Origin of the sequence: Paenalcaligenes sp. Me52, from assembly GCF_050487965.1 — a bacterium.
GTDB lineage: Bacteria > Pseudomonadota > Gammaproteobacteria > Burkholderiales > Burkholderiaceae_B > Paenalcaligenes.
The window spans coordinates 310,260-324,656 of record NZ_JBKQFO010000001.1; the positions used below are offsets into that span (position 1 = coordinate 310,260).

Sequence of the window (14,397 nt, forward strand, 5' to 3'; positions counted from 1 at the left end):
CTACATGAGGTATGTGTTGGCGGCCATTCCTGTTCTGCTGAAATCCCTGACGGTGTTGGTAGCAGTACTGGTGATTAACTTCGCGTTGGTACGCATGGCCCCGGGCGACCCAGTCAGTGTTCTGGCTGGGGAGGCTGGTGCCTCGGATCAACAGTTTTTGGATCAACTGCGCAAGGAGTTCAACTTAGACCAACCGGTGATTGTGCAATTGGGCAGCTACTTGAAGTCCATGGCAAGTTTTGATTTGGGCTTCAGTTATAGGCAGCAACAACCTGTGTGGGATTTGATTGCAGACAGGTTGCCTGCCACCTTGATTCTGGCATTACCGGCCTTTGCATTGTCATTGATATTAGGTGTGCTGTTAGGCGTATTAGCCAGCCGCTATAGAGGCACATGGAAAGACTCAGCCATTACTGCCGCCTCTTTGGCTTTTTACGCCACGCCCATCTTCTGGGTAGGGCTGATGCTAGTGCTGATCTTCTCGGTGTATGTGCCGTGGTTCCCGCCGTTTGGCTTTGAAAAAATGGGGTCTACCTTAACCGGTGTATCGCGCTGGCTAGATATTGCACACCATGCGTTCTTGCCCATCGTGACGTTAGGCGCTTTTAACGTTGCGCTCTATACCCGTATGACGCGTGCTTCGATGAACGAAGTGCAGATGGCGGACTACGTCAAAACGGCATGGGCCAAAGGTCTGTCATCGTCTCGCGTCGTCTGGGTACACCAACTGCGTAATGCGGTGTTGCCGGTGATTACGTTGGCGGGTTTGCAAGCAGGTCAGCTCATCGGTGGTTCGGTGCTGGTAGAGACCGTATTTGCGTGGCCGGGCGTAGGGCGATTGGCATTTGATGCATTGATGCAGCGTGATTATCAGATCTTGCTAGGGGTGTTCTTTTGTACCTCTGTCGTGGTGGTAGTGCTGAATTTGCTGACAGATTTGCTGTATGTCGTGGTTGATCCACGTATGCGAGGTGCCTGATGCGTGGATTATGTAAGCGTTTTACAAAAAATAGCGGGGCGGTGGCAGGGTTAGTTGTCTTGGCGCTGGTGATTTTGGTGGCGCTGTTTGCACCGTGGTTATTCCCCGGTAATCCGTGGGATGCGGATGCAGCTCCTTTTCTAAAACCGCTTGAAGAGCCGGGTCATTGGTTGGGTACGGACTCTATGGGGCGCGATATTGCCTCCGGTATTGCGCATGGTGCTCGTGCTTCATTATTGGTGGGGTGTGCAGCGACGCTAGTGGCCGTATCCATAGGGTTGTTGGTAGGTGTGCCAGCAGGTTTTTTTGGTGGGCGTATGGACGAAGCGTTGATGCGTCTGACGGAGATTTTTCAAACCATACCTAGTTTCTTTCTAGCGATCTTGTTCGTCGCTATCTTCCAGCCATCGCTGTGGTCTGTGGTCGCTGCCGTGGGGTTAGTGAGTTGGCCACCTATTGCACGGTTAGTGCGCGCTGAGTTCATGCGATTGAAGTCCAGCGAGTTTGTTGAGGCCGCCTTGGTACAAGGGCTCACCAAACTACGTATTGTGCTCGTGGAAATTCTGCCTAACTGCTTGTCGCCATTGATTGTGATGGCCTCGCTTATGGTGGCAAATGCCATCCTGTTAGAAAGCGCCTTGAGCTTTCTAGGCTTGGGTGATCCTAACTTGATGAGCTGGGGGTACATGGTAGGGGCATCCCGCTCCTTGCTGCGCTTGGCGTGGTGGATGTGTTTATTCCCCGGCTTGGCCATTTTCATGACTGTGCTGGCGGTGAACCTAGTAGGTGAAGGGCTGAATGACGCCTTGAACCCCAAACTGCATCGTAAGGAAGGATGATGAGTGCAGAACTGATTATTGAAAACATCCGTATTGCCTTACCTAAAGGGGGCGATAGAGCCTTCGCAGTGGAAGATGTATCGCTACGAGTGCGTCCAGGTGAAGTGGTATGTGTAGTGGGGGAATCAGGCTCAGGAAAATCCACGCTTGCGCATGCGGTGTTGGGATTATTACCGCGCGGGCTATCAGTGACGCAAGGCGACATACAGTTAGGAGATCAGCCTTTACTAGGGCAGTCGCTGGCCGTGCTGCGCCAAATACGGGGTTGCCGTATTTCGATGATTTTTCAAGAGCCGCTGAGTGCGTTGAATCCTTTGATGCGCTGTGGTGAGCAGGTGCTAGAAACCCTGCGTGAGCATACGCACATGTCATCCGAGCAAATGCAGGCTAGGGTGGCCGAGCTATTACAGTCGGTAGGGCTAACTGATCATACTCGTGTGGCGGGTTCGTACCCATTCCAGCTCTCGGGTGGGCAACGACAGCGTGTGATGATTGCTATGGCCTTGGCGCTAGAGCCAGAAATTCTCATTGCGGATGAGCCTACTACCGCGTTGGATGTGACCACTCAAGCACAGATTCTACGAGTGCTGATAGAAATACAGCAGCGTAAAGGATTGGGCGTACTGTTCATCACGCACGATTTTGGTGTGGTCTCGGAAATAGCCGATCGTGTTGTGGTGATGAAAGGTGGACGCATAGTGGAGCAAGGTGATGCCGATCAGGTATTGAGCCACCCACAAGAGGCTTATACACAGGCACTATTAGATGCCGTGCCTTCGTCGGTGCCTCCAGAAATGCCTGACACCGCATTGGCGGCAGATACCTTGTTGCAGGTAGAAGGTCTGCGTAAAACCTATATCAAACGAGGCAGCTTATTTAAACCAGAACAGCACTTCCAAGCGGTGAAAGGTGTGAGCTTCACTATACGTAAGGGGGAAACGGTAGGGTTGGTAGGCGAGTCAGGGTCAGGCAAATCTACCATTGGCCGCATTTTGGCAGGGTTGATCCCTGCTGATGCGGGCCATGCCGACATGCAAGGGGTAGATTTACTTAAGGCTCAGGCTTTTGAAGATAAAAGTTTGCGCCGACGAGTGCAGATGATTTTCCAAGACCCGTATAGCTCGCTGAATCCTCGTCATCGTGTTTCATCCATTTTGACGGCAGGCATGATGGCGCAAGGCGTATCACGAGACAGCGCTCTGGCACGTGCTAAAGAACTATTGCGAATTGTGCGTCTGGATGAGGCGGCACTAGAACGTTTTCCACATGAGTTCTCCGGTGGACAACGCCAGCGCTTGGGTTTTGCACGAGCGATTGCGGTGAATCCAGAACTCATTATTGCCGATGAGCCGGTATCAGCGCTGGATGTGTCGGTACAAGAACAAGTGTTGAAGCTGCTTAATGAGCTGAAAACCGAGCTGTCTTTATCCATGCTGTTCATTACCCATGACCTGCGTGTAGCTGCACAGTTGTGTGAGCGCATTATTGTTCTGCAGCACGGAGAAATCGTAGAGCAAGGCGATGCCATAGAGGTATTGCAGTCACCTCAACATCCTTACACGCGGGCATTGATCGATGCCATGCCGGGTAGGGATTGGAAATAAACGTTTGGATGGATCTACACAATGAAAGCTTATATATCGCCTTTTCATGATCACCATTGGACTGGTAATGCGTTAGTGCGAGGCAGGCTGCAGCCGCATCATGATGCACAGGGGCGTGGCGCCCAAGTTGAGGCCGCCTTGCAGGATTTGCAACTGCAATGCGTATATGTATCGCCCGGTAGTGTGATGATGCCTGAGCTACATCAGGTACACGCAGAGGATTATCTGCATTATTTACAAACGGCTGCTGCTGAGTGGGGCCAGCGTGCGGATGCTTCGTTTGAGGTGCGGCCTAATATATGGCCCAACCGTTATTTCCCAGAAATGAAAGGTAGTTTGCCTGTGGCTAAAGCTGGTTATTACTTAGGCGATGGGGCGTCACCCGTAGTGGCAGATACATGGAAGCATGTGCACTCAGGAGCTGAAACGGCAGTGAGTGGGGCGCAGGCTATTTTGGACGGTGAGCGAGAGGTGTATGTGCTGTCACGTCCTAGTGGTCACCATGCTATGCGTGATATGGCTATGGGTGGCTCATTTATTGCGAATGCGGCTTTAGCGGCTGAACGCTTACGTTCACGATTTGCGCGCGTGGCAGTATTAGACATAGATGTGCATCATGGTAATGGTACCCAGCAGTTGTTCTACGACCGAGACGATGTGCTGACGATTTCCATACATGGCGACCCAGACGTGATTTTTCCGTTTATCTGTGGCTATGCCGATGAAACCGGAGTGGGGGCTGGAGAGGGTTTTAACCTGAATATTCCTATCGCCGCTGGTAGTGAAATTGCGCAATATAGGCCGCAGTTTGAACGTGCTCTACAGCGTATTGCTGACTTCCAGCCTGAGGCATTAATTATCGCAGCAGGCTATGACACGTTCAGGGGTGATCCGTTTGGCAATCTCTGTTTGGATACGGTGGATTACTCTGTGCTGGGGGCGAGCTTGGCGCAATTGAATCTACCCACACTATTTATTCAAGAGGGTGGTTATGTGATTGATGCACTGCGAGCCAATACCCGGTCGTTGTTGTCGGGTTTCCTGGATAAACGACCATGAACCAGCACATCAAAAAACGGGTGGCGTTGGTCAGTGGTGGCTCACGCGGGCTGGGAAAAGCTATCGCCCTAGAGTTGTTGCACGCGGGTTGGTGTGTGAGTGTGGGCTCCAGAAGTCAGCCAGACTTAGGCGACTGGGGGGATGTATTGCATTGGAGCCCTTACGATGCGCGAGACCCAGAAAGTGAGCAGGCATGGGTAGCGTCAGCGGCGGCACAATTAGGTGGTATTGATGCGGTGGTGCATAACGCAGGCATCTTGAGTAGTACGTCGGTGATTGATGCGACTGAGGCTGAGGTAGATGATCTACTCATGGTGAATGTGAAATCACCGCGTCGGATCACACAATACGCATGGCCTTACTTGAAACAATCCGATCAGGCTCGTGTCGTTGTCGTGGCATCACTAGCGGGTAAGCGGGTACGTACAGCGGAAGCATCTTTATATGCCCTGAGCAAGGCAGCTGCACTCAGTCTGGCACATGGTATACGCCATTGTGGTGACAAAGAAGGTATACGAGCAACCGCCATATGCCCGGGGTTCATTGCCACGGATATGGCGGAGCAAGTACCAGCTGATATACAGGCCAAGATTACTAGACCAGAGGATGTGGCAACGGTGGTGCGAACGGTGCTATCGCTACCGTTCACCGCCAGCATTGCCGAAATCCCCATTAATTGGCAGGTGGAGTCTGAGTATTAAGTTAGGCAGTAGCGCACTAGCTTAAAACGTCCCCGGATACGCACCGCCATCAATCAGTAGATTTTGCCCTGTGATGTAGCCGCCGTAGTGGCTGCATAAAAAGGCGCAGTACGCACCGAACTCTTCGGGTGTACCAAAGCGTGCTGCTGGAATAGTGCTGATTCGGGCCTGGGTTACGCTTTCCAGACTACCTTGTGTTTGGCTCACAAGTTGCAAGTTCTTTTGCAGTCTGGCGGTATCAAAAGCGCCTGGCAGCAAATTGTTCACGGTGACGTTTTTACCCGCTAAACGCTGTTGTCTGGCGACGCCTGCTACAAAACCTGTTAAACCGCTACGTGCACCGTTGGATAAGCCCAAAATATCAATAGGAGCTTTCACCGCACCAGAGGTAATGTTTACCACGCGACCAAAGCCGCGCTCAGCCATACCATCAACGACCGCTTTAATCAGAGCAATGGGGGTGAGCATGTTGGCGTCTAAGGCTTTAAGCCAGTCGTTGCGATCCCAATCGCGGAAATCCCCGGGTGGCGGGCCACCAGCGTTGTTCACCAAAATGTCCACCTGTGGTGCGGCGGCGAGCAATGCGTGTTGTACGGCTTCTTGTGTTACATCCCCCACTACCGTATGCACAGTAATAGTAGGAAATCGAGTACGTAATTCAGTGGCCGTTTGCTCCAATGTTTCAGTAGTACGGGCATTGATGACAAGGTTTACGCCTTCGTTTGCCAACGCCTCTGCGCAGCCTTTGCCTAAGCCTTGGCTAGCAGCGCAGACAATAGCCCAGCGCCCGGAAATACCTAAATTCATGTGTGGTCTCCTAGTTAGTAATCATGATCAGGTTGCTGCATGTACGAGCAACCTGAGTGGTTAAGGGTATTAGTCCCAATCGGGGGCTAAGCCCTCGGGGTTTACTTCACGACCATTGCGTTCTAATGCGGCAATACGTGTCATGTCATCTGCATCCAGAGCTAGGTCTTTAGCTAACAGATTGCTGCACAGGTTTTCGCGTTTGGTAGAGGACGGGATAACGGCGTAACCCAGTTGCAAAGCCCATGCTAGAGCAACTTGGGCGACGGTAGCATGGTGCTTATTAGCGATTTCAGCTAATACAGGGTCGTTTAACACTTTGCCGTAGGCCAACGTCATGTAAGAGGTCACAGCAATGTTTTGCTCTTTCAAAAACGCAGTCAGTTTACGGTTTTGTAGGTAGGGGCTAAGTTCTATTTGATTCGTTGCAATTTGCCCTTTACCTACTACCTCTATGGCCTGTTGAGTCAGTGCAATATTGAAGTTCGAGATACCAATCTGGCGTGTTAAACCCTGTGCTTTGGCATCGGCCAAGGCTTCCATAAATTCAGGCAGTGGCACACCGTTGTTAGGGGCGGGCCAGTGGATTAAGGTGAGGTCTACATAGTCAGTGCGTAGTTTTTCTAAGCTCTCACGCAAGCTAGGGATTAGTTTGTCTTTGGCGTAGTTGTCGGTCCAGATTTTGGTGGTGACAAAGAGATCAGAGCGCGCAATGCCACTTTCCTCTATGGCTTGTCCTACCTCGGCTTCATTGCCGTAAATTTGGGCGGTATCAATGGCGCGGTAGCCTACGTCCAAGGCGTTGTGTACGGAATCTATAACAGTCTGGCCAGACAATCTAAATGTGCCCACGCCAAAAGAAGGGATAGTCATGCTCTAGCTCCTGAGGTCTAGTAAGGGGATAGCTGCGGCATTACGTGTGTGTGCCGTCATCGTATGTAAGTATTTTGCCAGCATAATATTTGTAGATTAAGCTAGGTATCTGTAAATACCCTTTGAATAAAAATCAAATATGAAAGTAACTCTGGACGAACTTCAGGCATTTGCGGCTGTGGTGGATGCGGGGTCAATCACCGCCGCATCAGAACATCTGGGGCTAACGATTTCGGCGACCAGTCGATCACTGGGGCGCTTAGAGGAAAAGCTGCAAACTACTTTGCTACGCCGTACTACCAGACGAATAGAGCTCACCGAAGAAGGGGAATCTTTTTTGAAGCATGCGCGTGGCATTCTGGCTTCTGTAGTGGAAGCAGAAGAACACGTCGCCGCGCGTAGGCGACAGCCGGCCGGGCGTTTGCGTATAGATGCGGCAACACCCTTTATGCTGCATGTGATCGTACCCTTAGTAAAAGGGTTTAGAGAGCGTTTTCCACAGGTGGAATTAGAGCTAAACAGCAACGATGGCATTACTGACTTGCTGGAAAAACGTACCGATGTGGCATTCAGAATAGGGCAACTGCGCGACTCTACCTTACATGCGCGCCCTGTAGGCAGCAGCCGTTTACGTATGTTGGCAAGTCCAGCGTATTTGGCCGAAATGGGTAACCCACGACAAGCCTCAGACCTGTTGTCGCATAGGTTGTTGGGGTTTTCTAGCCCAGAAACATTAAATCAATGGCCGTTAAATGGTGCGGACGGTGAACTGCTACAAATACGCCCCACGATGATGTCTTCTAGCGGTGAAACCTTGCGGCAACTGGCCTTGGCAGGGGAGGGTATAGTCAGCTTGTCGGACTTCATGACCGGAGAAGATGTAAAAAGCGGCAGATTGGTGGTGCTGTTTCCCGAAGAGTCCTTGGATATGCGCCGTGCCGTTAATGCGGTGTATTACCGCAACACTGCGTTAGCGTCACGTATCGCGTGTTTTGTAGATTATGTGATCGAGGCGCTGGCTGAGGGTAGGTGTAGGTTGTAGTGACTGGATGAAAGAGGGCTATCACCCAGTCTTCTAATCATGTTTGCAGTGTGCGTTAGAGGGCACTTCCTAAGTTTTTCATGACAGTACGTATTTGTTGTCCTTGTAGTGAGCGAAAGCGCTGATTTTGGTCGATGGATAGCAGGGCAGCGACGCCTGCAGCTTGGCCATACTCAAAGCATTGAGCAGTAACGCGAGCAGAGGCTAGGGCTTCATGCTCAGCGCTAAGGCATCGTCCTGCAACAATAAGGTTTTCTCCTTTTGCGGGAACTAATGACAAGTATGGGACCTCGTAGTAGTCATCTAGTAGCCAATGAAGCATTGGACGTTCACCACTGTGTAGCTCTATCGGCCACGGTACACGACAAATGCCATCGTCTCGTTTGCGGCAAGCGAGCACATCATCATTAGTCAGGGTCTCTACCCCTACAATGCTGCGTGTTTGCCGTACGCCAACTTGAGTCCCAGTATTCATAACATAGCTGTGCTCACAACCGGGTACATGTTGGGCTAGGAAGGCAGCATAATCTCTAACTTGTCGTCTACCTAGGATCTCTGCTTCGGTGAAATCTACTGGATCTATGACATTAAGCATATGGCCATCACGTGCTGTTAAGCGTGTGGCATTGACTAAGAGCTCACCGGGTTTTGTCGTTGGAAATATCCAGATTTTATTGCGTGGCAGGTGGTTGTTTCCGGAGCTATTTGCAAGACTAATGGCGTCACTAACTTTGGGGGGATTGATGGTGTCCTCTCCCCAGTATGAAAGAAATCTTTCGAGGTTTACTTGGCCGAGACGGAAGAACATAGTGGGGTTTTGTATCTTGCCGTGGTCACCATACTTATAGGCGTAACCCGCACGGGCAACAACGGCGGCGTCACCGGAAGCATCAATGATGCGTTTGGCATAAATCGTAGAGCGCCCAGCTGCTGACTCTATGACGACACCTATGCAGTCTTCGTCGTGCATAATGACGCCGGTTACAGTAGTGTGGAAAAGTACTTGGACTCCAGCTTTTTCTAGCAGCGTATCAGCTACTTCGCTCCAGATAAGTGGGTCATGGGTGACCGTCCAAGTTTTACCGTAGCGTTGAGGGGCGGTAACGCCATTACGGTTAGCTAGTGCAGAACGAAAGCGCTCAGTAAAACCATAAACTACTTGTTGTGGCGCAGGTTCTGTATCGCTCGCCATATACATGCCGCAGATCGTGCCAGATAAACCGGCTACGGCAGCGCCACCGCAGAAACCATAGCGCTCGATCATGAGAGTGCGTTTACCGTGTTCGGCTGTAGTGGTGGCTGCAGCCACCCCTGCAGCACCACCACCAACTACCAAGACATCGACTTCTGCGAATACGGGTAATGCTGGCTTTTCCTCATAGCGGCTAAGTGTTAGCCAAGCCGGAAAATCAAGGGTGTTATTCATATTGTCTCCTGTGTGGCGGTGCTGCCATGCTTAAGCGTTAATCAATTTTCTTATGTACAGTTTCAGGCCCTAATATCAGTGCTATTAGCGTGAAAACACTCATGATTGCCATGTAGACGACAATGGGCCACCAGTGTTGGTAGTAGGTATATAAAGCTGTAGCGATAAAGGGTGCTAAACCACCGGCCAGTAATGAGCCTAGTTCACGAGAGAATGCAAAACCAGCTAGACGGAACTCCGTGTCAAATAGCTCGGCATACCAGGCAGCTTGAGGGGATAACATGGCGGGATACGCAATCCCTAAACCTACGACAAAGCCTAGAGCTACTGCCCAGAATGCACCAACGTCAAGCAGCAAGAAGAATGGAATTAGCCATAGAACAGAGACTATAGTGCCCGCCAAATACACTTTCTTTCTACCTATGCGGTCGGAGAGTGCGCCATAAAAAGGAATGGTGAGCAGTTGCACGAATGAAGCAATAATGACCCCCCACAGTGCGACAGACTTCTCCATATGCAACGTGGTGACGATGTAGGAGACGCAGAATACGGGGTACAGATAGGCAAAGCCGTTTTCTCCCATTCGCGAACCAATCACAATCATGAAGCTTCTAGGATTGCGCTTAATGGCTGAGAATAAGGTGATTTTTTGTGTTTTATGTGTGGTTTGGGCTTGTTCAAAGGCAGGGGGTTCTTCGATGTTACGACGGATAAAGTAGCCGACCAGCATGCATACGGCGCCGAGTAGGAAGGGAATACGCCATCCCCAAGCCATAAACTGCTCATCTGACAGTATGGAAAGGAAGAAGAAAAACACAGCATTTGCTAATAGCGTCGCGGCGGCAAACCCCATAGGTGCCCACGCACCTGCTGCACCGCGTTTACCCTGTTGAGCATGCTCAACAGAAAGTACTACCGCCCCTGCATACTCACCCCCAGCACCAAAGCCTTGTAAAAGACGCATGATTACTAGAAGGATAGGAGCCCATATACCAATAGTTGCATAACTGGGTAGCAAACCAATGGCTGTTGTTGCCCCACCCATTAAAAAGAGAGTGAGTACAAGTATGGTTTTTCTGCCATATTTATCACCCATATAGCCTAATACTAAGCCGCCTATAGGACGAGCGAGAAAGCCTACTGCATAGCTAGCAAATGCCGCTAGCGTACCCATTAATGGGTCTATGTCAGGGAAGAACACCTTATTAAGAACGATGGCGGCTGCAGTGCCATAAATAATGAAGTCGTACCATTCGAGTACGGTACCAATAAAAGCAGCTAATCCTGCTTTTCTGGCTTTTTTGTCATGAGCCAAGGTGGAGGACATGATGATTTTGCTCCGTTGTTTGATTTTTATGATTTATGGCACTGCGGCTACGAGGTCGGGGAGACCTAACCAGCATGTACCTTACGCTTACCCAACACAGCTCCTTGCTCGATTGGTTGTACTAGTTGAGCGTATTGCAGAAGGTAGGTGTTATCTCCTCCACCTAACTCCAACTCTTGAGCTTTCCAATTAGCAAGCCTGCGCTGGATTTCATCTTCTGGCACATCCATGTTGATGGTCAGGTTAGTGAAATCTATATTGATGGTTTCTCCTTGTGCTACGACGGCTAGGGGGCCGCCAGCAGCGGATTCAGGCATAAGTTGGCCGACAATAATGCCTCGGTTTAACCCCGATAATTCACCATCAGTCACGACGGCGACATGCTCGGCAATACCCGCGCCGTTAAGAGCAGCCACAAAACTGCAGGCAAAAACAGTCCCTGGACCACCTGCGGGACCCATATTGCGAAGCACGATTACGTCACCTTGATGTATCTTTCCTTCGCCCAACGCTGCAATGGCTTCGTCTTCACCTTCATAAATATTTGCAGGACCCGAGAAAGATTGGCGTTCACCCGGTACAGCAGAGAGTTTGACGATGGAGCCATTGGGTGCAAGGTTACCCCGCAGTATGCCTACCCCTGGACGTTGGCTAATGGGCGTGTCTAGCGATCGGATGACATTATTGTTTTTTACTTTGGCATCACGAATGTTTTCGCCTACTGTTTGACGTGTAACGGTTAAAGCATCTAAATGCAGGTATTTTTCTAGTTGGCGCATTACTGCTGGTGTACCGCCTGCGGCCTCTAGATCTTCGGTCCTGAAGGGGCCATTGGGCCTTACAGCTGTCAGTAGTTTGATGATCTTGCCGTACTCTTCGTACAGAGCAATCACATTAATGGGTAGTTCTGCTTCTGTAGCAATAGCAGCCAAATGTCTAACCGTGTTCACAGAGCCACCGACAGCAAGCACCATCATTACTGCATTTCGAATTGCATCTTCAGTAATAATTTGACGTGCATTTACGCCGTGCTTAACAAGTTCAACAATTTGTGTGCCAGCCGCCTGGGCGTAGTCACGTAATCGTCGGCCACTTGCCCAGATAGGGGAGTTGCCGGGCAGGGTCATACCCAGAGCTTCGGCAACTATATGCATGGAGTTAGCTGTCCCTAAACCAGCACACACACCTGGTGATTGGATAGCGACATCCGTCATATCTGTTAAGTCTTTGAGTGTGATGGTACGGGTGGCGAGCGCACCTATTTGTTCGTACACATCATCGATATCAAAGAACTGGTTTTCAAACTTTTCATTGGAGCACGTTCCCCCGATTTGATAACCACAGGTCAGGAGTAGGGTGGGGACGTTCAGTCGTGCTGCCGCCATCAGGTGTGCTGGAGTGGTTTTGTCGCAGGAGGAAAGACAGATCATGCCATCCAACACTGCACCTTCCATCATGCATTCCACTTCATTGACCATAAGGTCACGAGTAGGCATTAAATAACGAGCTTTTTTACCTGCACTGGTTACGAAATCACTAGGGGCAACAGTACGGACCTCAAAGGGCAACGCGCCGGCATCACGTATAGCCTGATGAACCAGAGCACATACATCATCAAGGTGCACATAACAGCTAGACAGTTTGTTTGAGGTGTTGATGATGGCGATCTTGGGTTTATCCATATCCTCTTCACGAATGCCCATACTGCGCCACTGGCTGCGACGTACAGCCCAACGGGTGGAGCCTGGTTCGAAATTACTTCTATACATAGTGGTGTTCCCTTCTGCTGGTAGTGCTTCTGTGCGGATTACATTGGCTATAATCGGTATGCTATCTGTCTATAAGTGGTCTGACAACCTACCAAATGGGCGTGATTCTACCTATTGACGAAGCGTGGCAAAAGGGTGTTTCTCGTAAAAGCCGATAGAGTATGAACAGTGTTAAATTACTGTATGGCCTAAGTTCTCAGCGGTTTGGTATATGCTGAGTTATTTGTGTGGACCGCTGGGTTTCCACGTCCTGTTATTTTGCTAAGCATAAAATCAAGAATGAGTAAGAATAGATATTCCATGCTGCCTATTAAGCGCACCGATATTTTCCAGGAAGTGTATACGCAGCTGGATAATCTGTTGAATAGTGGCCAGTTCAAGATTGGGGATAAGCTACCATCTGAACGAGAGTTATCTGAGAATTTCTCTGTAAGCCGTTCATCTATTCGTCAGGCGCTTAAAGTTCTAGAGGCTGCTGGCCGTACCGAAACCAGAGTAGGCAGTGGCACGTACTTTGTTGAAAGACCAGTTGCTGAAGGAAATGCTGATAGTTTGAATTCTTTGCTCGCGTTAGGGGTGGATAAAGAGTTTATGCAGCAGTTAATAACAGCAAGGACTGCAATAGAGCGCGCAATTTTTGAAGCGTATGCAGCAAAAGTTAATAAAGCTGGTATTCGTGAGCTTCAAGAGCTTATTGATGATAATGCTCAAGAAGATTTCAGTGGTGTAGAGGGCTCAGATGATAATGCCAGCTTAGATTTAAGTTTTGAAGCTAAAGTTGCTGAGTTAGCAAATAACCACTTCCTGTCAGCATTGCAACGTCAAATCCATCAGGTATGGGTACAGGCTTGGCGTATTTATGGTTTTGTTCCTGAGAGCAAGCTGACTTTACATCAAGAGCATTGTGCCATTTTGGATGCGTTGGCATCAAAGAACACGCAGAGAGTTATAGATTTAATTGTTCAGCACGTCGATAAAGAAGTTCTATAGCGAATCATCATTAAGTTATAGAGCTAGCCTCATGAAAGAGACGTATGTTGGTAATGTGCTGCGGAAAGCTGTTGTTAATTACTAGCTGTCACATTTCATTTTGTCATCAAAAATAGAGTATGCATTATTCTTGTATCAGACTATGTTCGCTGTGTATCTAGAATCTAAAAATGCTGAGGGTGGGAAATGAAATTACTTAAGAGAGGAATGGTTGCGCTAGCAAGTATGCTTCTGGCATCGTGTAGTGCGTTAGATTCGTTTATGTCTTCATCTTCATCACCTACGCCGTTTGATGGAGTTAATGATAATGCGGTAGCCGCAGCCTATCTTGCAGAGACTATTAAAACTAAAGATCTCTACGGTGCTTGGGCAATTTCAGAAGATGATCCCATCGATTTTCTGTACTTGATCGTGTTGCTACCTAATCATTCTGGTTTGAACTTCATGACCATTGACGAGAAAAATGGTCAGCCAGAGTCGCAGTACAGTCAGTACTACACGTGGGAATTTAACGAAAAAGATAAGGTTTTCACCAGCCATTCTTTCAAGCGTAATAGCATAGAAAATGGCCAGCCAGAAGTGGTGGAAGAGATCAATGAGACCGAAAGCTTCGACATCAAGTTATACATGACAGGTAACGAAATCCTAGCAATGCGCTTTAATGCTCCGGGACAGCAATATACCTTCTTGAGAATGGATGACGAGACATACCAGAAATTGGTAAAAGATGTTCCGGGTATACCACGAATTAAATAATAAGAATGTCAGTAAAGGCCACTCAATGGAGTGGCCTTTTTAGTGGTGATTAAATCTTCCGTGTGTTTAGGTGATATAGGCTAAATAGGCAAGATGCTATTGGCCTATGTTGCTTTTATGTTCTTTTTATAGTTTGTCTAAAAAGCTCATGACGGATTGATGCGGGTTCGGATATAAATATTTTGATAACGGTATCAATATAAAGAACCAGTACATATTTTCGTA

The 14,397-nt window shown here is 49.2% G+C and carries 13 protein-coding genes; 8 read left to right on the forward strand and 5 right to left on the reverse strand.

The window, feature by feature from the left end; genetic code table 11:
- The first annotated feature begins 4 nt into the window (after positions 1–4).
- The 5 genes from ACLO87_RS01445 to ACLO87_RS01465 are packed head-to-tail and all read left to right on the forward strand — an operon-like array spanning position 5 to position 5,182.
- Positions 5–979: an ABC transporter permease gene (locus ACLO87_RS01445; RefSeq protein ID WP_135862566.1), complete on the forward strand. Its 975-nt coding sequence runs from the start codon at positions 5–7 to the stop codon at positions 977–979.
- Positions 979–1,818: an ABC transporter permease gene (locus ACLO87_RS01450; protein ID WP_430222588.1), complete on the forward strand. Its 840-nt coding sequence runs from the start codon at positions 979–981 to the stop codon at positions 1,816–1,818. Before ACLO87_RS01445 ends, ACLO87_RS01450 begins: the two co-directional genes overlap by 1 nt.
- Positions 1,818–3,422 (forward strand): dipeptide ABC transporter ATP-binding protein, encoded by a 1,605-nt coding sequence (locus ACLO87_RS01455; RefSeq protein ID WP_135862585.1) that lies wholly within the window; start codon positions 1,818–1,820, stop codon positions 3,420–3,422. The genes ACLO87_RS01450 and ACLO87_RS01455 overlap by 1 nt, the downstream gene beginning before the upstream one ends.
- 21 nt (positions 3,423–3,443) lie before the next feature.
- Positions 3,444–4,481 carry a histone deacetylase family protein gene (locus tag ACLO87_RS01460; RefSeq protein WP_430222589.1) on the forward strand — a complete coding sequence of 346 codons (1,038 nt, stop codon included), beginning with the start codon at positions 3,444–3,446 and terminating at the stop codon, positions 4,479–4,481.
- Positions 4,478–5,182, forward strand: coding sequence for an SDR family NAD(P)-dependent oxidoreductase (locus ACLO87_RS01465; RefSeq protein WP_430222590.1), 705 nt, complete (start codon positions 4,478–4,480; stop codon positions 5,180–5,182). Before ACLO87_RS01460 ends, ACLO87_RS01465 begins: the two co-directional genes overlap by 4 nt.
- A gap of 21 nt (positions 5,183–5,203) precedes the next feature.
- On the opposite strand, the gene ACLO87_RS01470 is transcribed toward ACLO87_RS01465, so the two are convergent.
- The gene (locus ACLO87_RS01470; protein ID WP_430222591.1) at positions 5,204–5,989 is read right to left on the reverse strand and encodes an SDR family oxidoreductase; all 786 of its coding nucleotides are present in this window, start codon (positions 5,987–5,989) and stop codon (positions 5,204–5,206) included.
- Positions 5,990–6,058: 69 nt separating this feature from the next.
- A complete protein-coding gene (gene dkgB / locus ACLO87_RS01475) occupies positions 6,059–6,862 on the reverse strand; it encodes a 2,5-didehydrogluconate reductase DkgB (RefSeq protein ID WP_430222592.1) in 804 nt (267 codons plus the stop codon).
- A 139-nt stretch (positions 6,863–7,001) separates the two neighbouring features.
- Here dkgB and ACLO87_RS01480 point away from each other — a divergent pair, with 139 nt between their 5' ends.
- On the forward strand, positions 7,002–7,904 hold the full coding sequence (locus ACLO87_RS01480) for a LysR substrate-binding domain-containing protein (RefSeq protein WP_135863262.1): 903 nt from the start codon (positions 7,002–7,004) through the stop codon (positions 7,902–7,904).
- A 55-nt stretch (positions 7,905–7,959) separates the two neighbouring features.
- On the opposite strand, the gene ACLO87_RS01485 is transcribed toward ACLO87_RS01480, so the two are convergent.
- From ACLO87_RS01485 to ilvD, 3 genes are all read right to left on the reverse strand, one after another.
- Entirely contained in the window at positions 7,960–9,330 is a 1,371-nt protein-coding gene (locus ACLO87_RS01485) for an FAD-dependent oxidoreductase (RefSeq protein WP_430222593.1), read from the reverse strand.
- Between the two features lie 37 nt (positions 9,331–9,367).
- A complete protein-coding gene (locus tag ACLO87_RS01490) occupies positions 9,368–10,657 on the reverse strand; it encodes an MFS transporter (protein ID WP_430222594.1) in 1,290 nt (429 codons plus the stop codon).
- Between the two features lie 65 nt (positions 10,658–10,722).
- Positions 10,723–12,426, reverse strand: coding sequence for a dihydroxy-acid dehydratase (gene ilvD, locus ACLO87_RS01495; RefSeq protein ID WP_430222595.1), 1,704 nt, complete (start codon positions 12,424–12,426; stop codon positions 10,723–10,725).
- 300 nt (positions 12,427–12,726) lie between these two features.
- On the opposite strand from ilvD, the gene ACLO87_RS01500 reads away from it, so the two are divergent.
- Both ACLO87_RS01500 and ACLO87_RS01505 read left to right on the forward strand, forming a co-directional pair.
- Positions 12,727–13,416 carry a FadR/GntR family transcriptional regulator gene (locus tag ACLO87_RS01500; protein WP_430222596.1) on the forward strand — a complete coding sequence of 230 codons (690 nt, stop codon included), beginning with the start codon at positions 12,727–12,729 and terminating at the stop codon, positions 13,414–13,416.
- Between the two features lie 186 nt (positions 13,417–13,602).
- Positions 13,603–14,172, forward strand: a complete 570-nt coding sequence (locus tag ACLO87_RS01505; RefSeq protein ID WP_135863264.1) for a hypothetical protein — start codon at positions 13,603–13,605, stop codon at positions 14,170–14,172.
- The last annotated feature ends 225 nt before the right edge of the window (positions 14,173–14,397 follow it).

Bases quoted from the DNA above. Each gene is read 5' to 3' on its own strand.
- dkgB (WP_430222592.1), bottom strand. From the start codon at position 6,862: ATGACTATCCCTTCTTTTGGCGTGGGCACATTTAGATTGTCTGGCCAG.
- ACLO87_RS01445 (WP_135862566.1), top strand. From the start codon at position 5: ATGAGGTATGTGTTGGCGGCCATTCCTGTTCTGCTGAAATCCCTGACG.
- ACLO87_RS01460 (WP_430222589.1), top strand. From the start codon at position 3,444: ATGAAAGCTTATATATCGCCTTTTCATGATCACCATTGGACTGGTAAT.
- ACLO87_RS01480 (WP_135863262.1), top strand. From the start codon at position 7,002: ATGAAAGTAACTCTGGACGAACTTCAGGCATTTGCGGCTGTGGTGGAT.
- ACLO87_RS01450 (WP_430222588.1), top strand. From the start codon at position 979: ATGCGTGGATTATGTAAGCGTTTTACAAAAAATAGCGGGGCGGTGGCA.
- ACLO87_RS01505 (WP_135863264.1), top strand. From the start codon at position 13,603: ATGAAATTACTTAAGAGAGGAATGGTTGCGCTAGCAAGTATGCTTCTG.
- ACLO87_RS01455 (WP_135862585.1), top strand. From the start codon at position 1,818: ATGAGTGCAGAACTGATTATTGAAAACATCCGTATTGCCTTACCTAAA.
- ACLO87_RS01490 (WP_430222594.1), bottom strand. From the start codon at position 10,657: ATGTCCTCCACCTTGGCTCATGACAAAAAAGCCAGAAAAGCAGGATTA.
- ACLO87_RS01500 (WP_430222596.1), top strand. From the start codon at position 12,727: ATGCTGCCTATTAAGCGCACCGATATTTTCCAGGAAGTGTATACGCAG.
- ilvD (WP_430222595.1), bottom strand. From the start codon at position 12,426: ATGTATAGAAGTAATTTCGAACCAGGCTCCACCCGTTGGGCTGTACGT.
- ACLO87_RS01465 (WP_430222590.1), top strand. From the start codon at position 4,478: ATGAACCAGCACATCAAAAAACGGGTGGCGTTGGTCAGTGGTGGCTCA.
- ACLO87_RS01470 (WP_430222591.1), bottom strand. From the start codon at position 5,989: ATGAATTTAGGTATTTCCGGGCGCTGGGCTATTGTCTGCGCTGCTAGC.
- ACLO87_RS01485 (WP_430222593.1), bottom strand. From the start codon at position 9,330: ATGAATAACACCCTTGATTTTCCGGCTTGGCTAACACTTAGCCGCTAT.